This is a genomic window from Lutibacter litoralis (assembly GCF_014646675.1).
GTDB classification, from domain to species: Bacteria; Bacteroidota; Bacteroidia; order Flavobacteriales; family Flavobacteriaceae; genus Lutibacter; species Lutibacter litoralis.
In genome coordinates this window covers 361,769-386,045 of record NZ_BMNS01000002.1, presented here as the reverse complement: position 1 = coordinate 386,045, position 24,277 = coordinate 361,769, and the positions used below count along the sequence as shown (strand labels likewise).

Here is a 24,277-nt window from a genome sequence, read left to right as displayed (position 1 = left end):
AAGTATAAACATAAAAAAGGAAGTAGCTTATTAAAAGAAATATCTATAAACAACAGAAAAATCACAATGAAAAGCAGAAATTGACACACAAGAGTTTTATTTAGTTGTGCTTCCTTATATTAAAAGATTGAAAATCATGAAATCAAAAATAAACGCCTTTTTATTTTAAAAATTCATTAATTTAGAAACCTTAAAATAACAACTATTGAAAGAAAAATGGTTTAAAAATACGAGTAGCTTTATTCCAGTAAAATATCATGTTCTTTTTTGGACTGGATACTTTACTTTTAATGTAATTAGGTGGGGTAGTTATTTTAATGATTATTGGTATTCGTTAAAATCAAACCTCGTAGAATTTCCTTTACATATAATATTAGTTTATATAAATATCTATTATTTAATTCCAAAATTTATTCTAACAAAAAAGTATATAACCTATATTACTTTATTTTTAGGTTTTCTTTTTGTTTTATATAGTGCACGTACGGGATTAAATTATGTTTTAGTAACAGAAAATATTTGGCCAGAAGCAGAAAGTCAGCAACAAGCATTTACATTTAACCACATAATAGCAGTAACATTAGGAGAAATATACGTTGTAGCGTTAGCAACTGCTATTAAACTTACGGCAGATTGGATTTATGAACGAAAAAGAAATGAAGACCTTCAGAAAATACAACTTAAAACTGAGTTAAAATTTTTAAAATCTCAAATACAACCACACTTTTTTTTTAATACACTAAATAATCTATATGCACTTACGCTAGAAAAATCTGATGTAGCCCCAGAAGTTGTACTAAAACTTTCAGACATTATGCAACATGTTCTGTACGACATGAAAGAACCTTTAGTGCGACTTTTTGATGTAATAAGATACATTCAAAATTATTTAGATTTAGAACGATTAAGATATGGAGATAAAATTATTTCAACTATTGAAATTATTGGAGAAATAGAAGATGTAAAAGTTCCGCCATTGCTTTTTTTACCGTTTATTGAAAACAGTTTTAAACATGGTGTAAAAAACGTGGAACATTTTAAAGTTAATATTACTTTTGAAAATATGGATAATAAATATCTTAATTTTACTGTTGAAAATGCGATTGATGAACAGCAAAATATTAATAATACAAGTAATCACGGTATTGGAAACCACAATGTAAAAAGAAGACTTGAATTACTTTTTAAAGATAATTTTGAATTAAAAACATATATAGCTAATGGAAACTATTGTGTTCAATTAAAAATACCAATTCAATGAAAATAAAATGTATAATTATTGATGATGAACCTTTGGCGATTTCAGTGCTAAAAAATCATTTAAATGATTTTGAAAATATACAATTGGTTGCTACATTTAATACAGCAATCTCAGCAATCCCAATAATTGAGAAGAATGAAATAGATCTTATTTTTTTAGACATTAATATGCCTAAAATGAGCGGGTTAGAGTTTTTAAAAACCCTTAATATAAAACCACATGTTATTATTACTACAGCGTATAGAGAATATGCAGTTGAAAGTTTTGATTTAGATGTTTTAGATTATTTAGTAAAACCAATTTCTTTTGGTAGATTTTTAAAAGCCATTAATAAGGGAACAAATAGAATAAGTTTAGAAAACGAAAAACAAAGTGATGTTGTTATTAAGGAAGAACCATTTATTTTTTTGAAAGTAGATAAAAAAATGATGAAAATTAAACTAAATGATATTTTATACATTGAAAGTTTAAAAGATTATATAAAAGTATTTACTGTAATAGAAAATTATATGGTACATAAATCTATGACTAGTATTTCTGAAGAATTACCAAGCGATAATTTTTTAAGAATTCATAGATCTTTTTCTATAGCCATAAATAAAATAACTTCCGTAGAAGGAAATACAGTTGAAATAGCTAAAAAAAGAATTCCAATTGGCAGAAATTATGCAATTGAAGCAAAACAAAAAATATTTAATAGTACCAATTTTATTGATTAATATAATTTATAAAAGTTGTTTTGTGCTTAAATAAGTTAAGTTTAACGATGTTTTAATGTTGAATATAGAAAATAATTTATAAAACATTTTTTTGATAGTATTTTAGAAAAAAATAACAATATGCAAACACAAAGATTAATTGCTTTAGACGTTTTAAGAGGTTTAACCATTGCATTAATGATTATGGTAAACACTCCGGGAAGTTGGAGTTACGTTTACCCTCCTTTACTACACGCAAAATGGCATGGGTGCACGCCAACGGATTTAGTATTTCCCTTTTTCCTTTTTATTGTTGGAGTTTCGATGTTTTATTCGTTTAAAAAATTTAAAAAGGGGATTACCTCTACTAGTTTTAAAAAAGTGATTAAACGCACTTTAATAATTTTTCTATTAGGATTATTTTTGAATTTATTTCCAAAGTTTGATTTTGAGCATGTAAGATATTTAGGTGTTTTACAACGTATAGCAATAGCTTACGGATTAACGGCGCTTTTATGTTTGCAGTTTAATGTAAAAGTTTTAAAGTATGTTTTTGTTTCAATCTTGTTAGGTTATTGGGGATTACTATATGTTGGTAATCCAATAGATCCTTTTGCCAAAATAGGTAATTTGGTTCAGCAATTAGACCTAACATTATTAGGTGAAAATCATATGTATAAAGGATTAGGTTTTACGTTTGACCCTGAAGGTTTGTTATCATCTTTACCATCAATTGCAACAGTTTTGTTAGGTTATTTCACAGGAAATATTATTGAGACTTCCAAAAATATTTTAGATACTATAAAAAAGCTAATACTATATGGTGTAATTCTAACTTTAGTTGGATTTGTTTGGGGAACTGTTTTTCCAATAAATAAATCACTTTGGACAAGTACCTATGTAATTTATACAGGTGGTTTAGCATTATTATTTTTAGCCTTTTTATTATGGATTATTGATGTAAAAGGATTAAAAAAATGGTCAACTCCATTTATTCATTTTGGGACAAATCCTTTATTTATTTTTATGTTCTCTGGAATTTACGTAAAAACAATTATTTATTTGGTATATGGTATAGATTCTTCAACTGGAGAAACATTAACAGGTTATAGTTACTTGTATAAACATATTTTTGTGCCAATTGCAGGGAACATGAATGGTTCTTTATTATTTGCAATTACACATATTATTTTCTTTTGGTTTTTGACCTATGTATTGTATAGAAAAAAGATTTTTATAAAAATATAGTAAAAAAAAACCTCGCTTTTAGCGAGGTTTTTTTTAAGCTTGAATAGTATATTATACTAAAGAAATTCTTTTAAAGTCACTTACTGTAACATCTCCAATAGATTTTACATATTCGGCAACTGTAATTTTTTCATCTTTAATAAAGTTTTGATCAAGAAGACATTGTTCGTGATCTAAAGTTGTATTATCAGAAATAAAACGTTCTAATTTTCCAGGAAGAATTCTATCCCAAATTGCTTCTGGTTTACCTTCAGCTTTTAATTCTTCTTGTAATTTTAATTTAGTTTGCTCAATAACTTCATCAGTTAATTGTGATCTTGAAATAAAACTAGGAATATTTTTAAGTGTTTTACCTAATCTAGCAAGTTCAATATTATCTTTCTCTATAACTGCTATTCTAGCTTCAGTTTCTGAAGCAACATAAGCAGGGTCAAAATCTTTATAAGATAATGTAGTTGCACCCATTGCAGCTACTTGCATAGATACATCTTTTGCAACAACATCTGCACCCTCAATATTAGCAGATAATACTGTTAAACTTGCAATTTTATTACCAACGTGAATGTAAGAACCAACATAAGGACCTGATACTTTTTCAAATCCACCAATTTCTAATTTTTCACCAATAACACCTGTTTGCTCAATTAATTTTTCAGCAACTGTCATTCCTCCAAAATCAGCAGCTAAAAAAGCTTCTTTTGAATCACAATTTACTGCAACTTTAGCAAATTCTGTAGCTAATGCAACAAAAGCATCGTTTTTAGCAACAAAATCTGTTTCACAGTTAAGAGAAATAATAGCACCTTGTGTATTGTCATCATTTACATATGCAATAACCGCACCTTCAGATGAATCTCTATCTGCTCTTTTAGCAGCAACTTTTTGTCCTTTTTTACGTAAAATATCAACTGCTTTGTCAAAATCTCCTTCCGCTTCAACAAGTGCATTTTTACAATCCATCATACCTGCACCTGTAGATTGTCTTAATTTATTTACTTCTTGGGCTGTAATTTTCGCCATCTTATTATTGTTTTTTGTTGAATTTAAGCATTCAACTATTTTACTTTAATTATTTTTTTACTTCTTTTTTTGTTTCAGCTTTCGCTTCAGCAACTTTTTCTTTACCAGCTTTTCTTTCAGATAAACCTTCAGCAACGGCGTCAGTAATATGTCCTAAAACTTTTTCAATAGATTTTGAAGCATCGTCATTTGCAGGTACCACATAATCAATTCCTCTTGGATCAGAGTTTGTATCTATCATTGCAAAAATTGGAATGTTTAGTTTTTTAGCTTCAGCAACAGCAATGTGTTCTTTTTTTACATCAACAACAAAAATTGCACCAGGTAAACGTGTCATATCTGTAATAGAACCTAAGTTTTTTTCCAGTTTTTCACGTTGACGGTTAATTTGTAATTTTTCTCTTTTAGAAAGTGCTTCAAAAGAACCATCTTGCTTCATTCTATCAATAGTAGCCATTTTTTTAACAGCTTTTCTAATAGTAATAAAGTTAGTTAACATTCCGCCCGGCCATCTTTCTGTAATGTAAGGCATGTTAACACTTTTAGATTTGTCTGAAATAATTTCTTTTGCTTGTTTTTTTGTAGCTACAAAAAGGATTTTTCTACCTGAAGATGCAATTTTCTTTAAAGCTTCTGAAGCTTCTTCGATTTTTGCAGCAGTTTTGTAAAGGTCAATAATATGTACACCGTTACGTTCTCCGTAAATGTAAGGAGCCATGTTAGGATCCCATTTTCTTGTTAGGTGACCAAAATGAACACCTGCGTCTAATAAATCTTTAATTTCAATATTTGCCATTTGTATTTAGTTTACGTTCCGTTGAGTTAGCAATAGGGAAGTAGCGAATATTCGATCTTCCCTATTTGGATGCTAAACTTATTACAGTCATTGACTGATCAACGACAACTTTGTTTTTAATTTCAATGAACCACCAAAAAAATTGGTGTACCAATATTTGTATAAAACGATTAACGTTTTGAGAATTGGAATTTTTTTCTTGCTTTCTTTTGACCGAATTTCTTACGTTCAACCATTCTTGGGTCTCTAGTAAGTAAACCTTCAGGCTTAAGAATTGTTCTATTTTCTGGGTCTAACTCAACTAAAACTCTAGAAATTCCTAAACGGATAGCTTCTGCTTGTCCTGTAATTCCACCTCCAAAAACATTAACTTTAATATCAAATGCAGTTGCATTATCAGTTAAGTTTAAAGCTTGTAAAATTTTGTATTGTAAGTGTGGAGTAGTAAAGTACTCTTTATAATCCTTTTTGTTAACTGTGATATTTCCTTTTCCTTCAGAAACATAAACACGAGCAACAGCTGTTTTTCTTCTACCTATTTTGTGAATTGTATCCATTATTTAAGATCGTTAAGGTTAATAACTTTAGGTGTTTGTGCAGTTTGGTTATGTTCAGCACCAGCATAAACATATAAATTTCTGTACAAAGCACTACCTAAAATATTTTTAGGTAACATTCCTTTTACTGCTTTTTCTACAAGACGTGTTGGGTCTTTTTCGAACATTTCTGTTGCAGTTAATGATCTTTGACCACCTGGATATCCTGTGTGACGAATGTAAGATTTGTCAGTCCACTTTTTACCAGTTAAATTAATTTTTTCCGCGTTGATAACCACTACATTGTCTCCACAATCTACGTGAGGAGTGTAATTTGGTTTGTATTTACCTCTAATTAGCATTGCTATTTTAGAAGCTAGACGACCCAACGTTTGGCCGTCTGCATCAACTAATACCCACTCTTTAGTAACGGTATTTTTGTTAGCTGACACTGTTTTGTAACTTAATTTACTCACAATTAAATTCTTTGTTATAGTTAAACATTTTTTTTTGTCCCTAAAAAGGGAGTGCAAATGTACAAACTATTATTTATATAACAAACAGTAAGTTAGCAATATTTTCTTCTGAAGTTATTTGGCAAAAATCAATAGGTAAAAGCTCGTTTTTAGTAACTGTAGACTTTGTTACTTTTACCCTTTGAAACTAATTTTTTTAATGCGCTTCTAGCCAATTTTGTCCCTGACCTAAATCTACGGTTAATGGAACAGAAAGTTTAAATGCGCTTTCCATTTTTTGTTTAATTATAGGTTTTAAAAGTTCGGCTTCCTCATTATGCATATCAAAAACCAATTCATCATGTACTTGCAGTAGCATTTTAGTTTTATAATTTCCTTCAGTTAAAAATGAATGAATATGAATCATGGCAATTTTAATGATGTCGGCTGCGCTTCCTTGAATTGGTGCATTTACAGCATTTCTTTCATCACCAGATCGTACAATTGCATTTTGAGAATTAATGTTTTTTAAATACCTACGGCGACCTAAGATTGTTTCAACATAACCATTTTCACGCGCAAAATCTACTTGATTGGCTATATATTGTCGTAATTTCGGGAAATTTTTATAGTAATTATCTATTAATTCTTTTGCCTCAGCTCTAGATTTATTTAATTGTTGCGCCAATGTAAAAGCACCTTGACCGTAAATAATTCCAAAGTTTACGGCTTTTGCATCTCCACGTTGAGCGCGAGTAACTTCCGCTAACGAAACACCAAAAACTTTTGCAGCAGTGGCGGCATGAATATCTTCACCTCTATTAAAGGATGCTATCATGCTTTCATCTTCACTTAATGCGGCAATAATACGAAGTTCTATTTGAGAATAATCGGCGGCAACCAAGGTGTAATTTTCGTTTCTTGGAATAAAAGCTTTTCTAACTTCTCTACCTCTTTCTGTTCTAATTGGAATATTTTGAAGGTTAGGATTGTTAGAACTTAATCTACCTGTTGCTGCAACTGCCTGACTGTAGGTGGTGTGTATTCTATTAGTAACAGAATTTACTTCTTTTGGCAATGCGTCTATATACGTATTTTTTAACTTTACTAAACCGCGCCACTCAAGTATTTCTTGAACAATTTGATGTTTAGGAGCTAATTTTGATAATATTTCCTCACCGGTTGCATACTGACCAGTTTTTGTTTTTTTAGGTTTGTCTAGTAATTTTAAATGGTCGAATAACACATCTCCTAATTGTTTTGGTGATGCTAAATTAAATTCAACGCCAGCTTCTTTATAGATAGTATCTTCTAATTTTTGAATATCTTCTGTTAATTTTTCTGACAATGAATTTAAAAATTCACAATCTAATTTAATACCTTCTAATTCCATAGAAGCTAATACTCTTAATATTGGAATTTCAATGTTATTGTAGAGTTTGGTTAAGTTAAATTTTTCTAAATCTTTTTGAAAAATCTCTTTTAATTGAAAAATAATTGCTGCATTTTCAACAGTATATTCAGTAAGTTTTTGAATGTCTATTTCTCTAATTGAAAGTTGATTTTTTCCTTTTTTTCCAACTAAATCCGTACTATTAATTGGTTGGTAATTTAAATAGGTTTCAGAAAGTACGTTCATATCATGGCGCATATCTGGATGCAATAAATAATGTGCCAATTGTGTGTCAAATAAATTTCCTTTTACTTGAATATTATAAGTGTTAAGAACTTTTATAGTAAATTTTAATTCATGACCAATTTTTTCAATAGTTTCATTTTCAAAAAACGGTCTAAATTCCTTTAAAATAGTTTTTTCTTTTTCTTTGTTTTCTACTGAAACAAAATAACCTTTTCCGTTTTCATAAGAAATAGCGATTCCAATTATTTCAGCTTCGAAAGCATTAAACCCAACAGTTTCAATATGAAAACTTACAGATTTTTGTTGTAATAATTTTTTAAGCAATAATTTTCTGGAAAGCGGTGTGTTAATATATTGATATAAATGATCTGTGTTTTCGTAAGTTTTAAATCCAGTAAGACCTTGCTCTTCAGTATTTATTGCAGCAGGTGTTGCAAATAAATCGAATTGTTGATTTACAATCTGAGGTGTTTTCGTTGTTGTATTTGTCTCTTTAGGATCTGTGTTTTTTGTAGTTTCTGTAACAGGAATTTTAAATATTTTATTTAGACTTTCTGCAATTCTTCTAAACTCTAATTCTTTAAAAACCTCGTTGGTTTTTTCAAAATCAGGAGTATTTAATTCAAAATCTTCTTCATGAAACTCAACTGGACAATCTAAAATTATGGTTGCTAATTCTTTAGAAAGTAAACCGAGTTCTTTATTGGCTTCAACTTTTTCTTTCATTTTACCTTTTAGCTCGTGTGTATGTGCCAAAAGATTTTCCATACTCCCGTATTGTTTTAAGAACTTTTTTGCGGTTTTTTCTCCAACTCCAGGTAAACCAGGAATATTATCAACTGCATCTCCCATCATTCCTAAAAAATCAATTACCTGTTCTGGGCGTTCTACTTCAAACTTTTTTTGAACCTCTGGAATTCCCCAAATTTCTATCCCATTTCCCATACGGGCAGGTTTGTACATAAAAATATTTTCTGAAACCAGTTGCGCAAAATCCTTATCTGGGGTTACCATAAAGGTTTGATATCCAGCTTTCTCTGCTTGTTTAGAAAGTGTTCCAATTAAATCATCAGCTTCATAACCTGGTTTTTCTATAATTGGAATGTGCATGGCTTCCAATATTTTATGAATGTACGGAATGGCAATTTTTATGGCTTCAGGAGTTTCGTTTCTATTAGATTTATATTCTGGAAAAGCTTCGGAGCGGGTAAGTGAACCTCCGTTGTCAAATGCCACAGCTAAATGATCTGGATTTTCTCTTTTAATTACATCTAATAAAGAATTTGTAAACCCTAATATTGCAGAAGTATCCATTCCTTTAGAATTGATTCTAGGATTTTTAATTAAAGCATAATAACCACGAAAAATTAAGGCATAAGCATCTAAAAGAAAAAGGCGTTTTTTACTCATAATAAATAAGGTAGCTTATTGTAATTAATAAAAGAATTTTTATAATTACGCACTATAATAGCAAAGATAAAATTTTATTTTTGGAAATTACCTATCTATTATTTTTTTGAAATTTTATAAGAGACTGAGGTATTTAAAAACTATAATTTAATTATTTGATAAGAATTAAAATTATTACTGTTAAGGTCCCTAATAATAATTAAATAAGTGCCTGCACTTAAGTTAGATATGTCAATGTCTTTCTGATTTGATTTAAAAATTACTTGTCCTAGATTATTATAAATTAAGGTTTCAATTGTTAAATCTGTAGTTATTTTAAAAGATGAAATAACAGGATTAGGAAAAAGATTTATTTTTAACTCATTAAATTTGTTTAGAGAAAGTGTAATGCCTGGTTTACTCGCCGTAAATACCGCAAAACTAGATGCTGAAAAAGTATATTTTAATGTATTTAACTCTGTATTTCTTTCAGGAGTTAGATCAGCACTCCAAGTAGTCCCGCTTTTGGTGCGCAGCACCAAGGTTGATTCATCTATGCCGTTTAACTCTCCTGTTTCATAATAAAAAGTTATATCGCCTGTAAAGTTGGTTATGGGATTGCTAAAATTAAAAACTCTATCAATGCTTTCAGTGTTTAAAGCGGTTGAAGACCGGGAGATATTTATGGGGCCTGATACTGTAAAATTGGTGCTGGGGTTAAAATTTAGACCGTTAACATAAAAATCTGTACCAGATACGATGGCTAATGAAGTTCCATTTGAAATAGTTAAATCTTGTGAATAGGAAAAGAAACTAATTAAGCACAATAAATAAGGGAAAATTTTAATAATTGTTTTCATAAAGTTTATTATTAAGATCCTGACAAAGAGGTGCTTGACTTAAGTTAGGTAAAATTAGTAAAAATTTTGAAAACAATACTGTTTATTGCTATTTTTCTACCAAATGTTTGAAAGATAGTGTTTTTTATTACAAAAGATAATTAAATTGTTTAAATAAAGGTAAAATAGTCTGTTTATTAAGCTGTTGCTTATTAATTAGTTACTCTATGATTTATGTCACTAAAGTTACATAAATAATTCATTAAATTCGCTTTAAATAAAAAATAAAAGCACAATGAAAACAAAAAGCATTAAGTTGGGTTTTGTATTAATTTTATTTTTGTCTGGTAATATAGCTTTTTCTCAAGTAGGGATAGGAACTACTACTCCAAATACATCAGCCATTCTTGATGTGGACGTAACTTCTTTAGCTGCAAATGGTAAAAAAGGGTTTTTACCCCCAAGAATGACTACAACAGAAAGGAATGATATTGCATCGCCAGCAACAGGTTTATTAATTTACAATACCGATACAAATATTTTAAATTATTATACCGGAAGTGGTTGGACAGTTATTGCTTCAACAGGTAGTTTTGTAGATTTATCAACTGAACAAACAGTTGCAGGAAATAAAACATTTACAGGTACTTTAACTGCTGAGGGTAGGTTAATGATTCCTATGGGAGAGATTAGTTATTATAGTTCTTCAGAACTAGGATTACTAATTGATATAACTGGACAGTCAACAGGGACTGCTTTAGGTACTGATAACATGATCAAAATAGATACAGGATCTGGGACAGAATTTGTTAATGATAATTTTGGACTTGGTGCTAACAGTACATTAACTTATCAAGGAGCAGTTGGTAGATATTTTCATATAGCATTAAGTTTTAGTTATAGACCAGTTAATGATAAAGATGTGTTTATTTTTGGAGTTGCAAGAACAACAGATCGTAACAATGATGGAAGTCGAACTACTGAAGTTGAAGATCAATCTAAGTTAGTGATTACAACAGGGGTTCAAGCAGATTATAATAGTTCTGCAATGCATGTGTTATTATGGTTAGATTCAGATGATTCTATCGATTTTTATGTAGGTAATATGAAAACATCTGGAGGTGATATTTATATCAAATCCTTCAATTTTGTAGCAATTGGTATGTAATATATAGGCTGTAATTTGTTAATAAATAAAGGAGTGAATACAACTTAGTAGTCATTTAATTTTACATATTTACCATGTAATTGTAAATTACTTAATTACAGAATATTAAAGAGCTTGCAATAATCAACTAAATTTAGCGTAGAACTTTTAAATTAAACTTATACAACTTTCTATAGAAAGTTGTATAAGTTTTTTTATGAACTTGTCTAAGTTTTTGTGCAACTGCTTATTAAATAATATTATTTATTACACAAAATAACCCAATTTAATAGGCAGTTTATCCTTATTTATTAGGGGGATACAAAACGGTTGCTTAAATAGTGAATTTTAAAGAGTTATTAATTTATAAAAAAAGAATGCTCCGGCGTTAAATTACTGCATTACCAAAAGAAAGAACAATATCAAAAACCCTGAACAAACACAGTACATTATGCAGGCGGTTAGTAAGGGTGTAATAGATTTAGAAAAAGTATGATATTAGCCATCAATGTGCCTTGGGCGAAAATGATGTTATTGGAGTGGTGACAGCTTTAGGGAATAAACTACATGATAGTTTGGAACAAGATTACACGGTAGACCTAGGTGACTTAGGGCGATTTAAACTTACTTTTAAAGGTACCACAGCGCCTGAGCCTAAATTACTTTCTAAAAGAAGCATTCAAAAATTTATATTAAATTACCAACCCTCTAAACGTGTGAAAAATAAATTAAAGAAATCTATTACTTTGGTAGAAGATAGAAAAGGTATTACTAAATTTAAAAATACAAGGAGCATTCAATAATTATTAAATGGACTTTTAGTTTAATTGAAATTTGTAACATATGTAACCTTTAAAAAGTATTAAGGTTGATATATATCATTAAAAGATCCTTAGTTTAATTATAATTTTATACAAGAAAAACTCTTAATAAATTATGATTATGAAAACGACCCTATTTAAAATGTTACTTTTTATTACTTTCTTTTGTTTAGGAACTTTTTCTTATGCCCAAGTTGGTATTGGAACTACAAATCCAGATGCTTCGGCAATGTTAGAGATACAGTCTAATTCTAAAGGTGTTTTAATTCCGAGAATGAATACTCTTGCAAGAACGGGTATAGCCAGCCCTGCAGCAGGTTTGTTAGTTTTTGACACTGTTACAAATAGTTTTTGGTATTATAACAGTGGTTGGGTAGAATTAGTTTCTGAAAAAACATTAGTTGATACTGATAATGATACAAAAATTGAAGTTGAAAAGGTTACGGATACAGACCCTAATGGAGATGAAATAAATTTTACAACAAGAAATGTGGAGCGTATGAAAATTGGAAATGATGGTGAAATCCTTATGGGAACTGATCTTTCCGATCAAGGTGACGGAAATCCACCTAAAACCTATTTTGAAATTGGCGCCGATGGTACGATAAAATTAGGAAATAAAGGAGGTTCAACAACTCCAGATTCGGATACCGATCAAGAAGAAAATTACACAAAAATCACATCAGATGGTTCTTTAAGTTATGTTGGAAACGCCACTAGATGGGAAGATTTAAAAGTACCAGTAAACACAATAAAAATAAAAGGCACTGTAGATGATGCTAAATGGGATGACTTTATAGGAAATACTGCTCTACTTTGGTTTGAAGGAGGTAAGAGTCAAGATGCAGTTTTTACTGTTCAAATGCCACATGGTTGGAAAGAAGGAACTGCTATTTATCCGCATGTACATTGGACAACAGGTAGAGCTGGAAGCTCTACAGGTCCAGAAGATAATAGAGTTGAGTGGAATTTAGAATATACTTGGGCAAAAGTTGGGGAAGCTTTTTCTGCTACAAGTACAAATACAGGAAGTGTTGTAGCAGCACCTAATACAGGTACTATTGCAGTAAAAGAGCATGTAATTACCCCATTAGGTCCTATTTCAGGTAATGGTAAGAATCTTTCTAGTATGTTAATATGTAGACTCTATAGAAGTAGCACAGATACATTTGGTGGTGACGCCGGTTTATTAGAAGTAGATTTTCACTATCAAGTTGATAGTGATGGGAGTAACCAAGAATATTCGAAGGAATAACGTGTTAAATCCATCTTAATATTTTTAATATCTTATAATTTATCATAAAATAAATTTAGATTTGTTTTTATGATAAGGTGGATAGTTTTTATAGTTTTTGTGCTTATTATAGATTTCTATGCGTTTCAAAGTATTAAAACTATAACAAAAAATAAAATTGTTTATATAGTGTATTGGTTGCTTTCTGTAGCCGTGGTTTTTAATGTTATTTATACCATATATGCTATAGGAGAATCTAGAGGATTAAGCCAACAAGTAATGTTATCTTTTGGCTTATTTATACTTACATTTTCACCAAAAATTATTGCGCTTATTGTATTATTTGGTGAAGATATTTTTAGAATATTTAAATCGGGATTCAACTATTTTTCGCGTACTACAACATCTAATTATTTTCCAGACAGAAGAGCATTTGTAAGTAAAATGGCGTTAGGTTTGGCGGCAATCCCGTTTAGTTCTGTGCTCTATGGAATGATGCGCGGTAAATACAATTACCAAGTTATTAAACACACCTTGTTTTTTGATGATTTACCAAATGCTTTTGATGGTTATAAATTAACGCATCTTTCCGATATACATAGTGGTAGTTTTGATGATGAAGAAAAAATAGCATACGGAATAGATTTAATTAATGAACAAGCATCTGATGTTATTTTATTTACTGGAGATATTGTAAATAATACTGCCGATGAAATGACTCCTTGGATTCCTCTATTTAGTAAATTAAAGGCAAAAGATGGTAAATATGCTGTTCTGGGAAACCACGATTATGGCGAATATGTGCGTTGGAAAACCCTAGAAGAAAAAGAACAAAATTTTCAAGCTATAAAGGATATTCATCCTAAAATTGGATTTAATTTATTGTTGAATGAGAGTGTTTATTTAGAAAAAGAAAACGAAAAAATAGCGTTGGTTGGTGTAGAAAATTGGGGCACACGTTTTAAAAAAGTGGGTGATTTAGATTTGGCTTCTTCAAAAATTAATAAAGAAGATTTTAAAATTTTAATGAGCCACGATCCGTCACATTGGGAACAAGAAATAAAAAGTCATACTAATAATTATCACTTAACTTTAAGTGGACATACACACGGAATGCAATTTGGAATTGAGGTTCCAGGAATAAAATGGAGTCCTGTGCAGTACATTTATAAGCATTGGGCTGGTATATATAAAGAATTTGGTAAATATATAAATGTTAATAGAGGTTTTGGTTTTTTAGCGTTTCCAGGAAGAATTGGGATTTGGCCAGAAATTACGGTAATTACACTGAAAAAGAAGTAACTATCTATTATTTTAATTTAAAATAGTACATTTGTATATATACGGCCTGTTTTTTTGCAGCTATAGTCTATAAAAATATAATAAATTATGACAAAATTTGGAGAATTAATAAGTTCTGAGATTCCTGTTTTAATCGATTTTTATGCAGAATGGGAAGAAGACTCTAATGATTTGCATTCTGTTTTGCGAGATGTTGCAGCTGCACTTGGTGATAAAGCTAAAGTGATTAAAATTGATATTGAAAAAAACGAAACATTAGCAAATGCTTTAAGAATTAAAGGAAATCCGACCTTTATTATTTATAAAGATGGTGAAATGAAATGGAGACAATCTGGAGATCAAGACGCAAATTCTTTAATTAGCTTAGTGCAGCAATACGTTTAGTAGGTTTATTTCTTAATCAATTGTTTTAAAACTATATCCTTTGTCCGAATAGTATTCCAATATTTTTGGCAATACATATTTTAGTTTTTCACTTGCTTTTTTGCTGTCATGAAAAACAACAATACTCCCATTTTTTATATTTTGAATAACATTTTTTAAACAATCTTTATTCGAAATTGTTGTGTCGAAATCTGCACTTAATACATCCCACATAATTATTTTATAACCGTCCTTTCTAATTTTTTCACTCTGTTTTAGTGAAATTCTTCCATAGGGTGGACGGAACAACTTTGTAAGTTTTTTTTGTGATTTTGAATACAGATTAAAATTATTAGATATGGTTTTATTGGCTTGTTTAAAATTTATAAAATAATCTTGGAAATTGGTTTTCCATCCGTTTAGGTGATTATACGTGTGATTACCTATAGCTTGTTTTGACTCAATTATTTTTTGAAAAATTTCAGGGTGCTTTTCTACATTTTTTCCAATACAAAAAAAAGTAGCTTTTGCATTGTGATTTTTTAATTGGTTTAATGTCCACTCCGTTATTTCGGGTGTTGGGCCATCATCAAAAGTTAGGTAAATAGTTTTTTCTTTTGAAGAAAAACTCCAAACCCATTTATTAAAGATGATTTTTAATAGGTTTGGAGTTTTTATAAAATAAGATTTCATGTGATTATATCTATTGTTTTTTATTATTCACACTTCGACTCCGCTCAGCACAGGCATGCTGTTCGCTATTAATCATTCCGTAGGGTGATAAAATTTGAACATGCTCGTTTCATTTTAGTAAATTGCTATTCTTCTTCAGCCATTAAAAAATCGAAGAGTTTTAAGTACTGCACATACTCGCTTTTAATTTCTTCGCCATATGTTTCATCATCAAATTTAACTGAAGACCTTACAATTTGGTCATACATTAAAAAATTACGTTCAATTTGATCAAAAACTATATCAATATTTGTTTCATCAAACTGACTAAAATACACTAGTTTTTCTTGTAGAACAGTTTTTAACTCTGAAGTTAATTTTCGTGCTTTTTCTGTTTCTTCTAAAATATAATACAAATCTATATAAGAAATTAACATACTGTAATGTCCAAATTTATTTACAGGCATTTTTTCTAAAGAAACATCTAAAATTTCAAGTGCTTTTTCAGGTTTATCTTCTCTTATTAATTCTCTTGCCAAGCGCTCCATATTATTTCGGTAAGTAACAGAATTTTTACGTGTTTCAATATCTAAATATATGTTGTCATCTGTGATGTTTCTCCAATCCCATTTTTTAACATTTTTATACATAATGTCTGTATTTATTCTACCCATTTCAAAGAAATTGCCATCGTTCTTAGTAAAAATTGGCACTAATTTATAGGTCATTCCGTCTAATTGTAAATAATCTTTAAGCCAAATATATTCTTCATCAGCTTGCGCACCACCTGTAAAATAGATTGGTTTTTCCCAATTGTTATTTGCTAAAATATCGAGCATTAAAATTCTATTTTTAGTAATAGCACTGCTAATTTCAATATCAATATAAGGCACAATTAAATGAGCGTCTTTTGCTGCAACAATACCATTATTTAAAACTGCTTCTTTGTTAACTGGAATTCTAATTTTATTAGAGGGCAATACTTTTTCTGGAATACCATCATCATCTAAATCGTAATAAGTTACGTCTTTGTCACTTGCAATCCATTTCATAAAATAATCAATATCTACTACAGAATCTTTTAATTGTGGAAATATTTCTTCAAAATAATATGCTACATCCAAAGAGCCAAGTTTGTATTGATTGTGTGTTAATTGAGATGGAATTGGATCAGCTTCATACGTTTTACGTTTCATTTGATCTATATACCAATCTGTTTGGAATAAACTGGTATTAACCAATTTCATGTCTGTTCTGTAATTTTCAACTTCTTGCATATACCAAAGTGGAAACGTATCGTTATCACCAATTGTAAATAAGATGGCATTTTCATCGCAAGAATCTAAATATGCTTTTGCATTTAAATGAGAAGTATATCTGTTAGATCTATCGTGATCGTCCCAGTTTTGTGAAGCCATAAGTGTAGGAACAGCTAATAAACTTAAAACAGAAACTGCTATAGCAACGGAATTTTGATTTGCATATTTTTTTAGTTTTTCGAAAATTGCAAGTACTCCAAATCCAACCCAAATTGCAAAAATATAGAAAGAACCAACCACTGCATAATCTCGTTCTCTAGGTTCAAAAGGTTTTGGATTTGTATAAAAAATAATTGCTAAACCTGTAAAGGCAAAGAATAAGAGCAGTACATAAAAATCGTTTTTATCTCTTTTAAGATGAAATAGAAGTCCTATAAAACCTAAAATAAACGGTAAGAAAAAATAGGTATTTCTTCCTTTGTTATTTTTTACATCGGAAGGCAAGTTAGATTGCGGCCCTAAATGTAATTCATCAATAAATTTAATACCGCTTAACCAATTTCCGTTTTGTAAATCTAGGTTTCCTTGTTCGTCGTTTTGCTTTCCAACAAAATTCCATAGAAAATATCTTCCATACATATAACCAAATTGAAAATCGATCATATATTTAATATTTTCAATAAAAGTTGGTCTTCTTTTACTGTTTTCAGGAATACCAGCAATAGCTTTGTAATTTTTTATTACAGATGCATCTGTACTTACCATTCTAGGAATTATACCTTTATGTTTATCGCTATAGTTTGGTAACGCATCTTTATAATGATTTACAATAACGTATTTTCCTAGTTTTTCATCCTTCTCGTATTTAGGTTTATCATCTTTAGTAGGATTGCTTTTATCGGTTTCTCTATTAAATATAATCGAATAATAGGTGTCGTAAAACACACTTGCGTCTCCATATTGTTCTCTATCGTAATAGGCAAGTAATTCTCGTGCACTAGAAGGATTGTTTTCGTTAATGGTGGTATTGGCGTTCGCTCTTATTGGAAGCATCATCCAAGAAGAAAAACCAATCATAATAAATAATATTGAAAGTAGTATAGTGTTGGCTTCAACTTTATTGTTTTTGTGTGTATAAGTTAATCCAACATAAAATGCCGCAATTAAAATAACACCCGCTATTATACTTCCAGAATTAAAAGGTAATCCGATTGAATTTACAAAAAACAACTCCAACGCACTAAAGTATTTTAAAGTGTAAGGGAACAGCATTTTAAAAACAAAAAGCAATACCAAAATTGCTATTGCATTAGCAATTATAAATTGTTTAGCATTTAAATTTTTATATTTTTTATAGATGTAAAGAAATACAATTGAAGGGATTACAAGCAATGATAATATGTGTACTCCAAAAGATAAACCTACCACAAAACTAATTAATAATAGCCATTTATCTCCACCAGGTTTTCCAATTTCGGCTTCCCAATGTAGGCCTAGCCAAAATAACAATGCCATTAAAAATGAAGACATTGCATAAACTTCTCCTTCAACTGCACTAAACCAAAAACTGTCGGAAAACGTAAAAGTTAAAGCACCAACAACAGCACTACCTAAAATAGCGATTGACGTACTTTTAGTGATCTCAGATGATTTTAAGATTAATTTTTGGGCCAACATTGTAATTGTCCAGAACATAAATAAAATGGTAAATGCACTAGCGAGTGCAGACATAAAGTTTACCATTTTGGCAATATGAGTTACATCAGAAGTAAACATTGCGAAAAAAGCACCTAACATTTGAAATAAAGGTGCTCCAGGCGGATGCCCAACTTGCAATTTTACAGATGTTGCAATATATTCACCGCAATCCCAATAACTAACCGTTGGCTCTAAAGTTAATGAATAAGTGATTAATGCAATTGTAAATGTTGCCCAACCAAGAATGGTGTTCCATTTTGTAAAATTTAATGAATTCATAGAATAAATTTAGTACGTGGCGAATTTAATAAAATTAAACGTAACTATTTAAGTTTACGTTTCTTTCAATAGTTAATAAAGTACTAAAATAAAGATGGAAATATTTTTATTAAAAAAAAATGTAAAATTTATTTGTGAAATAAAAACTTTACTCTAAATTTGCACCCGCAAAATGACCTATGGTGTAATGGTAGCACTCCGGTTTTTGGTATCGTCAGTCAAGGTTCGAGTCCTTGTAGGTCAACTGATAAGCCTGATAGTCTTTAGATTATCAGGCTTTTGCATTTTAAGAGAAATTAGTGTGTCGTATTTTACAATAAAATGCGCAAACTTTTTTAATCCTTTGCTAGTATCTTTTTTTATATTTCAGTGCTACTTCAATATAGGAATATTTATCCAACCTTCTTAGATATTTTTAAAGTTAATGATTAAACGGATGTATAACTTATATAATAGATTATTAAATTAGTGTATAAACTATGTATCCTATTATACTTATTATAATAAATATAAATGCCAAAAGCAGATTTCCTTTAAGGTTTAACATCTTATTCTGAAAATAATATTTCTTCCTTTTTTTGTTTTTCATAGCTATAATTTACAAAATTATATAGAATTAAAAAAATGCTTTAAAAGTTTACAAGATTTAGAAACTTCTTTTTGAGTTTTTTACCTATTTTAGTTTACTAAATTTTAATTAAATATGATTACGCAACGATGTGATTGGTGTGGAAACGATCCACTTTATGTTGAATACCACGATAAAGAATGGGGTGTTCCTGTTTTTGATGATGCAAAATTATTTGAATTTTTAATTTTGGAAACTTTTCAGGCTGGCCTAAGTTGGATAACAATTCTTAGAAAACGAGAGAATTTTAGAGCTGCTTTTGATGGTTTTGATTATAAAAAAATAGCAACCTATAATAAAGTTAAATTTAACGAACTAATTAAAAATAAAGGTATTATAAGAAATAAATTAAAAATTAAGGCAACAATTTCAAATGCAGTTGCTTTTATGGAAATTCAAAAGGAATTTGGTTCTTTTTCAAAGTATATTTGGGAGTTTGTAAATGAAAAGCCTTTAAAAAACACTTATAAAACGTTAAAAGAAGTTCCGGCAACTACAGCACTTTCAGATACTATTTCAAAAGATTTAAAAAAGCGTGGGTTTAAATTTGTTGGTTCAACAGTAATGTATGCACATATGCAAGCTACAGGAATGGTAAACGATCACGTTACAAGTTGTTTTAGACACCAAGAAGTTTAGAAAATCAACTATTAAATTTATAACTTAAAATGCATTAAAAACTTAATAATTTTTAGTTTTAAATCGGTAAGTGGAAAATATTTTAAATTAGGTTCAAACCAAGTGCTTTTTTTTAAAATGGATTTATAATGTGAAAATGTTTTAAACCCATATTCTCCGTGATACGATCCAATACCGCTGTGTCCAACACCTCCAAAAGGTAAATTTTCGTTTGATATTTGCATTATGGCATCGTTTATGGCACCAGAACCAAATGAAATTTCTTTTTCAATCTTTTTAATAAATGCAGTGCTGTTTGAAAAAATATAACACGCCAATGGCTTTGGTTTTAGTTTTATTTGCGTTATAATTTCATCAATATTTTTATAAGTTATAATTGGAAGTATAGGCCCAAATATTTCATCTTCCATAATTGTATCATAAAAACTTACATCGGTTAAAATAGTTGGGTCAATACTATTTTCTTCAAAATTATACAATCCTCCTAAATATATTTTTTCTGGATCTATTAATGAAACAAGTCGTTTCATATTTTTTTTATTAATTATTTGAACATAATTACTGTTTTCAATTTTAAAATTTGAAGCATTAATTTCAAGTGTAAGTTGTTTTAAAAATTCAGATTTAATTGAGGCATCAACACAAACATAATCTGGAGCAATGCAGGTTTGTCCGGCATTTAAAAATTTTGCCCAAACCAATCTTTTTACACAAATTTTTAAATTACATGTTTTATCAATTATTGCAGGGCTTTTTCCACCAAGTTCTAAAGTAACTGGGATTAAATTTTTTGCAGCAGCTTTATAAACTATCTTTCCGATAGTTGTGCTTCCTGTAAAAAATATTTTATCAAACTTTTCATTTAATAATTCAGTAGTTTCTGGAATTCCTCCTTCAACAACTGTAAAAATTGCAGGATCAAATGTGTTATTTATAATTTTTGTTAAAAGTGCGCTTGTAGCAATCGAAATCTCACTTGGTTTTAAGATAACTGTGTTTCCAGCTGCAATTGCTGAAATTGCAGGGGAAATAGACAATTGGTAAGGATAATTCCATGCACCAATAATAAGTGTAACACCTAATGGCTCAGGAATTATATAACTTTTTCCAGGAAAATTTAAAAAGTTTGTTGTTACTTTTTTTGTACTAGCCCATTTATGCAATTTTTTACAAGCTGTATTAATTTCACTATAAATTATCCCTAGTTCTGTGGCGTAATTCTCAAATTCAGATTTTTTAAAATCATTAAAAATAGCTTCATTTAAAAGCTGTTCATTTTTTTTTAGAACTTTTTCTAATTTTTGAAGTTGTTCAATTCTGAAGGATATATTTTTAGTGGCATTTGTATTAAAAAATGCTTTTTGTTTTGTTACAATTTGATGCATTAAAATTGTTTGAGAGGTTTTATTAGTTTAAATTAATTTATTGGAATGTAAATTTCAGTTACCCATTTTGCAGGATTTGGATTGTCGTTTGAACCTACAGTATACACTTCAAAAGGTTCGCTGTTTTCCAATGTAGTAAATCCTTGATTTGCTAATTCTTTGTATGCCGCTTCCCAAGCTTTGCTTGAATACTGATAGCTTCCATAAAAAATTGTTTTAAATGTTTTTTGAGGTTCTAAAAAACCTGTTAAAACATTTCCAGTTGTTATAACTCTTTCTTTAACAGGAACGCAAGTTGAGAACATTGTGGTGTTGTTCATCTCATCCCAATTATGTGTTAATAAAAAAGGTTTTCCTGAAGCTTCTATTGAGTTTTTATCCATATAATTTATAACAGATTCAAACATTTTCTTCATTTTTTTATTTACATCTTCAATTTTACAAGAAGTTGATTGATACATATAAAACCCACCTCCATAATCTACTTCACCAATAATTTTAAAAGAATGTTTATTCATTTCACTAAAAATATGTTGTTCCAATAATTTGAGACCTCTCTTATAAATTGGTATCATATTTTTTTCAATACCGCCTTGTGTTAACCAATATGCTTTTTCGGTAAAAGAACTCTCTCCACGCATTCCCCAAGTAACTTTATTCCCTAATTCGGTTTCGGTAATATCCCAATAAACTTCAGGCGTACTTCCTGTGCCAAAATCTATTTGTTGAATAAGCCCTTTATTTGGCACTAATGAAACTGTTTTAATAGAGCCAGTTCCGTCTTTACCTGTCCAAGAATAAGATGCGCCAACGCCAGATGTTATTTCTGGGTAACTTGCAACAATTGTTGGATCTATTTCGTACCAAGGTCCCCAATGTTGCCAGTTTTTAAGATTGTTGATGTTTTCAAAAATAAGTGCCGCTGGAGCCTTTATAACTCTTGAACTTTTTATGTCGTATTTGCCATTTAGCGTGGCAATATAAATTGCAGCTCCAATAGACACTATTAGTAGAAAAAGGATGAAGTATTTTAAAAATTTCATATTTTAAAAATTTAATGTTAACGCGATTACTAATTTCTGGTATGTATAACACATTCTAGTGTTGTTTTTTCGTGTTGGGCATAGCCTTTTAAAGTTTCATCAAGGATTGGAGTTAAATTGTAGTGATATTTTAAAGCAACAGCTATATTGCTCCATGCATCTTTAACTGCATTGTTGGTTTTTACAAAATGGTTAAAAGTTTTTACAAATAAAAAAGCTAAAACTAAAAGAATACCTAAATTAGAAATTATTAGATTCATAATTATATTGAATTTATAGGATTATTAATCTTTTAGATATGAAATACTAAGATACCATATTTTATTGGTTTTTAATAGTGTATTAAATTAAATTTAGGATGTATAAACGTTTATACAGTATTGTGAATTTTGAAATTAAGACAGTCTAATATATTGATACATTAGGTTTAAGAAAAAACAAACACAAGTTTAGTGTTAGTGTAAAGAAAAGGTGATTAACGTGAAAATAGCAATTATTAAAAAAACGGCAATTATAACAATAAAGGAATTTTTATAATGTTTTTTATGAATTTTTATATCTTTTCTATAGCTCCAAATCATTAAAATTGTAAATGCTATTACAAATAAAGCGGCGAAAATTAGTTGTCCTTTGCTAAACATATTGAATGTGTATATTTAGCCTCAAAAGTACATAAATTTTCAATAATACATGTTCAATTTAATAATTGAAAACCTACAAATAAAATAAAGTAACTATATCTATAGTTCATGAAAATAATTTTTAGTTTATGAAAACGGCATTAATAATTGGAGCAACATCTGGTATTGGTAAAGAACTTGCAAAACTTCTGGTAGCAGATAATTATAGGGTTATTATAACTGGTAGACGCGAAAAATTATTAAAAGAAATTGAGAAAACTGCGCCTGAAAATTATATTATAAAGGTACAGGATGTTACAGACTTAATTTTGTGCGATACATTATTTGAGAATTTAAAAAATGAATTTAAAACCATAGATTTAATAGTCTATAGTTCTGGGGTTGGAGAAGCAAATTATACATTAGATTGGGAAAAGGAATTGCCAACACTTAGTACCAATGTTTTAGCTGCATCTAAAATTTATGGGTTGGCCTATAACTTTTTTAGAGCACAAGGTTATGGTCATTTGGTCGGAATTTCATCGATCGCTTCAATTCGAGGAAATAGACACACACCGGTATATTTTGCCTCAAAAGCATTTCAAGCAAATTATTTAGAGTCACTTTATATGAAGGGAAAAAGAAGTAAAGCGAAAATTTATGTAACAGATATTCAGCCTGGATTTGTAGATACCGCAATCGCATTAGGAACTACTTTCTGGATGGCATCTTTAGAAAAAGCAACCAAACAAATTTACACAGCAATTAAACAAAAAAACGAAAAGCATATATAACAAAACGGTGGAGGTTAATTGCATTTGTTTTAAAAAATGTACCCACAAAATTACTGTATAAGTTTGCCTAACTTTAGAAATTAAAAAATTAGAATTTAAATGAACAAAAAATTAAAGGCAGTACAAGATTTTCATGAAGCTTTTGGATTGGGAATCCAACAAGAGCCAATTGCAAAATTATCAGATAGTAAATTAAAACTGAGGTTCGATTTAATGACAGAGGAAAATGAGGAATATTTAGAAGCTGCAAAAGACAATAACCTTGTTGAAGTCGCTGATGCTTTGGGTGATATGTTGTACATTTTGTGTGGTACAATTTTAGAACACGGAATGCAACATAAAATTGAAGACGTTTTTAACGAAATTCAGCGAAGCAATATGAGTAAATTGGGAGCAAATGGAATGCCAATTTATCGTGAAGATGGAAAAGTTATGAAAGGCCCAAATTACTTTAAGCCAAATATTATTAAAATTTTAGATGAGTAAATATTAACAATATTTTAGGTTAAAAA

22 protein-coding genes and 1 tRNA gene are annotated in these 24,277 nt (G+C 29.4%); 12 read left to right on the top strand and 11 right to left on the bottom strand.

Going from position 1 to position 24,277, the window contains the following annotated elements; all coding sequences use genetic code 11:
* The first annotated feature begins 205 nt into the window (after positions 1-205).
* From IEW75_RS04445 to IEW75_RS04435, 3 genes are all read left to right on the top strand, one after another.
* Positions 206-1,261 (top strand): sensor histidine kinase, encoded by a 1,056-nt coding sequence (locus IEW75_RS04445; RefSeq protein ID WP_229714393.1) that lies wholly within the window; start codon positions 206-208, stop codon positions 1,259-1,261.
* Complete coding sequence (locus tag IEW75_RS04440; RefSeq protein WP_134247291.1) at positions 1,258-1,980, top strand: LytR/AlgR family response regulator transcription factor; 723 nt, start codon at positions 1,258-1,260, stop codon at positions 1,978-1,980. The genes IEW75_RS04445 and IEW75_RS04440 overlap by 4 nt, the downstream gene beginning before the upstream one ends.
* A 120-nt stretch (positions 1,981-2,100) precedes the next feature.
* Positions 2,101-3,207 (top strand): acyltransferase family protein, encoded by a 1,107-nt coding sequence (locus IEW75_RS04435; RefSeq protein WP_134247292.1) that lies wholly within the window; start codon positions 2,101-2,103, stop codon positions 3,205-3,207.
* A gap of 51 nt (positions 3,208-3,258) precedes the next feature.
* Here the strand turns inward: IEW75_RS04435 and tsf are convergent, their stop codons facing one another.
* The 6 genes from tsf to IEW75_RS04405 all read right to left on the bottom strand — a co-directional run bounded on the left by tsf (position 3,259) and on the right by IEW75_RS04405 (position 9,902).
* Positions 3,259-4,227: a translation elongation factor Ts gene (tsf, locus tag IEW75_RS04430; RefSeq protein ID WP_134247293.1), complete on the bottom strand. Its 969-nt coding sequence runs from the start codon at positions 4,225-4,227 to the stop codon at positions 3,259-3,261.
* Positions 4,228-4,276: 49 nt separating this feature from the next.
* Positions 4,277-5,023, bottom strand: coding sequence for a 30S ribosomal protein S2 (gene rpsB / locus IEW75_RS04425; RefSeq protein ID WP_134247294.1), 747 nt, complete (start codon positions 5,021-5,023; stop codon positions 4,277-4,279).
* A 170-nt stretch (positions 5,024-5,193) separates the two neighbouring features.
* Positions 5,194-5,580 (bottom strand): 30S ribosomal protein S9, encoded by a 387-nt coding sequence (rpsI, locus tag IEW75_RS04420; protein WP_134247295.1) that lies wholly within the window; start codon positions 5,578-5,580, stop codon positions 5,194-5,196.
* Complete coding sequence (rplM, locus tag IEW75_RS04415; RefSeq protein WP_134247296.1) at positions 5,580-6,035, bottom strand: 50S ribosomal protein L13; 456 nt, start codon at positions 6,033-6,035, stop codon at positions 5,580-5,582. The genes rpsI and rplM overlap by 1 nt, the downstream gene beginning before the upstream one ends.
* Before the next feature lie 196 nt (positions 6,036-6,231).
* Complete coding sequence (gene polA / locus IEW75_RS04410; protein WP_134247297.1) at positions 6,232-9,066, bottom strand: DNA polymerase I; 2,835 nt, start codon at positions 9,064-9,066, stop codon at positions 6,232-6,234.
* A 137-nt stretch (positions 9,067-9,203) separates the two neighbouring features.
* Positions 9,204-9,902, bottom strand: coding sequence for a T9SS type A sorting domain-containing protein (locus IEW75_RS04405; RefSeq protein WP_134247298.1), 699 nt, complete (start codon positions 9,900-9,902; stop codon positions 9,204-9,206).
* Between the two features lie 274 nt (positions 9,903-10,176).
* On the opposite strand from IEW75_RS04405, the gene IEW75_RS04400 reads away from it, so the two are divergent.
* The 5 genes from IEW75_RS04400 to IEW75_RS04380 all read left to right on the top strand — a co-directional run bounded on the left by IEW75_RS04400 (position 10,177) and on the right by IEW75_RS04380 (position 14,769).
* Positions 10,177-11,049, top strand: coding sequence for a phage tail-like protein (locus tag IEW75_RS04400; protein WP_134247299.1), 873 nt, complete (start codon positions 10,177-10,179; stop codon positions 11,047-11,049).
* 494 nt (positions 11,050-11,543) lie between these two features.
* Positions 11,544-11,831, top strand: a complete 288-nt coding sequence (locus IEW75_RS04395; RefSeq protein ID WP_134247300.1) for an HU family DNA-binding protein — start codon at positions 11,544-11,546, stop codon at positions 11,829-11,831.
* A gap of 139 nt (positions 11,832-11,970) precedes the next feature.
* Entirely contained in the window at positions 11,971-13,104 is a 1,134-nt protein-coding gene (locus IEW75_RS04390) for a phage tail-like protein (RefSeq protein WP_134247301.1), read from the top strand.
* A 69-nt stretch (positions 13,105-13,173) separates the two neighbouring features.
* Complete coding sequence (locus tag IEW75_RS04385; protein WP_134247302.1) at positions 13,174-14,385, top strand: metallophosphoesterase; 1,212 nt, start codon at positions 13,174-13,176, stop codon at positions 14,383-14,385.
* Between the two features lie 87 nt (positions 14,386-14,472).
* Positions 14,473-14,769 carry a thioredoxin family protein gene (locus IEW75_RS04380; RefSeq protein WP_134247303.1) on the top strand — a complete coding sequence of 99 codons (297 nt, stop codon included), beginning with the start codon at positions 14,473-14,475 and terminating at the stop codon, positions 14,767-14,769.
* A gap of 12 nt (positions 14,770-14,781) precedes the next feature.
* Here IEW75_RS04380 and IEW75_RS04375 read toward each other — a convergent pair whose 3' ends face one another.
* Positions 14,782-15,441 carry a polysaccharide deacetylase family protein gene (locus tag IEW75_RS04375; protein ID WP_134247304.1) on the bottom strand — a complete coding sequence of 220 codons (660 nt, stop codon included), beginning with the start codon at positions 15,439-15,441 and terminating at the stop codon, positions 14,782-14,784.
* A gap of 125 nt (positions 15,442-15,566) precedes the next feature.
* Positions 15,567-18,656, bottom strand: a complete 3,090-nt coding sequence (locus IEW75_RS04370; RefSeq protein ID WP_134247305.1) for a glycosyltransferase family 117 protein — start codon at positions 18,654-18,656, stop codon at positions 15,567-15,569.
* 173 nt (positions 18,657-18,829) lie between these two features.
* On the opposite strand from IEW75_RS04370, the gene IEW75_RS04365 reads away from it, so the two are divergent.
* Together IEW75_RS04365 and IEW75_RS04360 are read left to right on the top strand one after the other, a co-directional pair.
* A tRNA-Gln gene (locus IEW75_RS04365) sits at positions 18,830-18,900 on the top strand.
* 459 nt (positions 18,901-19,359) lie between these two features.
* A complete protein-coding gene (locus IEW75_RS04360; RefSeq protein WP_134247306.1) occupies positions 19,360-19,923 on the top strand; it encodes a DNA-3-methyladenine glycosylase I in 564 nt (187 codons plus the stop codon).
* A 17-nt stretch (positions 19,924-19,940) separates the two neighbouring features.
* Here IEW75_RS04360 and IEW75_RS04355 read toward each other — a convergent pair whose 3' ends face one another.
* Genes IEW75_RS04355 through IEW75_RS04345 form a run of 3 tightly spaced genes read right to left on the bottom strand, consistent with a single transcriptional unit; the run spans position 19,941 to position 22,611 of the window.
* On the bottom strand, positions 19,941-21,308 hold the full coding sequence (locus IEW75_RS04355; protein ID WP_134247307.1) for an aldehyde dehydrogenase: 1,368 nt from the start codon (positions 21,306-21,308) through the stop codon (positions 19,941-19,943).
* A 32-nt stretch (positions 21,309-21,340) separates the two neighbouring features.
* Positions 21,341-22,351, bottom strand: a complete 1,011-nt coding sequence (locus tag IEW75_RS04350; protein WP_134247308.1) for an SRPBCC family protein — start codon at positions 22,349-22,351, stop codon at positions 21,341-21,343.
* Positions 22,352-22,380: 29 nt separating this feature from the next.
* Positions 22,381-22,611 (bottom strand): LemA family protein, encoded by a 231-nt coding sequence (locus IEW75_RS04345; RefSeq protein WP_134247309.1) that lies wholly within the window; start codon positions 22,609-22,611, stop codon positions 22,381-22,383.
* A 509-nt stretch (positions 22,612-23,120) separates the two neighbouring features.
* Here IEW75_RS04345 and IEW75_RS04340 point away from each other — a divergent pair.
* Both IEW75_RS04340 and IEW75_RS04335 read left to right on the top strand, forming a co-directional pair.
* Positions 23,121-23,765 carry an SDR family NAD(P)-dependent oxidoreductase gene (locus tag IEW75_RS04340; RefSeq protein ID WP_134247311.1) on the top strand — a complete coding sequence of 215 codons (645 nt, stop codon included), beginning with the start codon at positions 23,121-23,123 and terminating at the stop codon, positions 23,763-23,765.
* Positions 23,766-23,864: 99 nt separating this feature from the next.
* Positions 23,865-24,251 carry a pyrophosphohydrolase domain-containing protein gene (locus IEW75_RS04335; RefSeq protein ID WP_134247312.1) on the top strand — a complete coding sequence of 129 codons (387 nt, stop codon included), beginning with the start codon at positions 23,865-23,867 and terminating at the stop codon, positions 24,249-24,251.
* The last annotated feature ends 26 nt before the right edge of the window (positions 24,252-24,277 follow it).

Bases quoted from the DNA above. Each gene is read 5' to 3' on its own strand.
- IEW75_RS04440 (WP_134247291.1), top strand. From the start codon at position 1,258: ATGAAAATAAAATGTATAATTATTGATGATGAACCTTTGGCGATTTCA.
- IEW75_RS04435 (WP_134247292.1), top strand. From the start codon at position 2,101: ATGCAAACACAAAGATTAATTGCTTTAGACGTTTTAAGAGGTTTAACC.
- tsf (WP_134247293.1), bottom strand. From the start codon at position 4,227: ATGGCGAAAATTACAGCCCAAGAAGTAAATAAATTAAGACAATCTACA.
- rpsB (WP_134247294.1), bottom strand. From the start codon at position 5,023: ATGGCAAATATTGAAATTAAAGATTTATTAGACGCAGGTGTTCATTTT.
- rpsI (WP_134247295.1), bottom strand. From the start codon at position 5,580: ATGGATACAATTCACAAAATAGGTAGAAGAAAAACAGCTGTTGCTCGT.
- IEW75_RS04405 (WP_134247298.1), bottom strand. From the start codon at position 9,902: ATGAAAACAATTATTAAAATTTTCCCTTATTTATTGTGCTTAATTAGT.
- IEW75_RS04400 (WP_134247299.1), top strand. From the start codon at position 10,177: ATGAAAACAAAAAGCATTAAGTTGGGTTTTGTATTAATTTTATTTTTG.
- IEW75_RS04390 (WP_134247301.1), top strand. From the start codon at position 11,971: ATGAAAACGACCCTATTTAAAATGTTACTTTTTATTACTTTCTTTTGT.
- IEW75_RS04385 (WP_134247302.1), top strand. From the start codon at position 13,174: ATGATAAGGTGGATAGTTTTTATAGTTTTTGTGCTTATTATAGATTTC.
- IEW75_RS04380 (WP_134247303.1), top strand. From the start codon at position 14,473: ATGACAAAATTTGGAGAATTAATAAGTTCTGAGATTCCTGTTTTAATC.
- IEW75_RS04375 (WP_134247304.1), bottom strand. From the start codon at position 15,441: ATGAAATCTTATTTTATAAAAACTCCAAACCTATTAAAAATCATCTTT.
- IEW75_RS04370 (WP_134247305.1), bottom strand. From the start codon at position 18,656: ATGAATTCATTAAATTTTACAAAATGGAACACCATTCTTGGTTGGGCA.
- IEW75_RS04360 (WP_134247306.1), top strand. From the start codon at position 19,360: ATGATTACGCAACGATGTGATTGGTGTGGAAACGATCCACTTTATGTT.
- IEW75_RS04355 (WP_134247307.1), bottom strand. From the start codon at position 21,308: ATGCATCAAATTGTAACAAAACAAAAAGCATTTTTTAATACAAATGCC.
- IEW75_RS04350 (WP_134247308.1), bottom strand. From the start codon at position 22,351: ATGAAATTTTTAAAATACTTCATCCTTTTTCTACTAATAGTGTCTATT.
- IEW75_RS04345 (WP_134247309.1), bottom strand. From the start codon at position 22,611: ATGAATCTAATAATTTCTAATTTAGGTATTCTTTTAGTTTTAGCTTTT.
- IEW75_RS04340 (WP_134247311.1), top strand. From the start codon at position 23,121: ATGAAAACGGCATTAATAATTGGAGCAACATCTGGTATTGGTAAAGAA.
- IEW75_RS04335 (WP_134247312.1), top strand. From the start codon at position 23,865: ATGAACAAAAAATTAAAGGCAGTACAAGATTTTCATGAAGCTTTTGGA.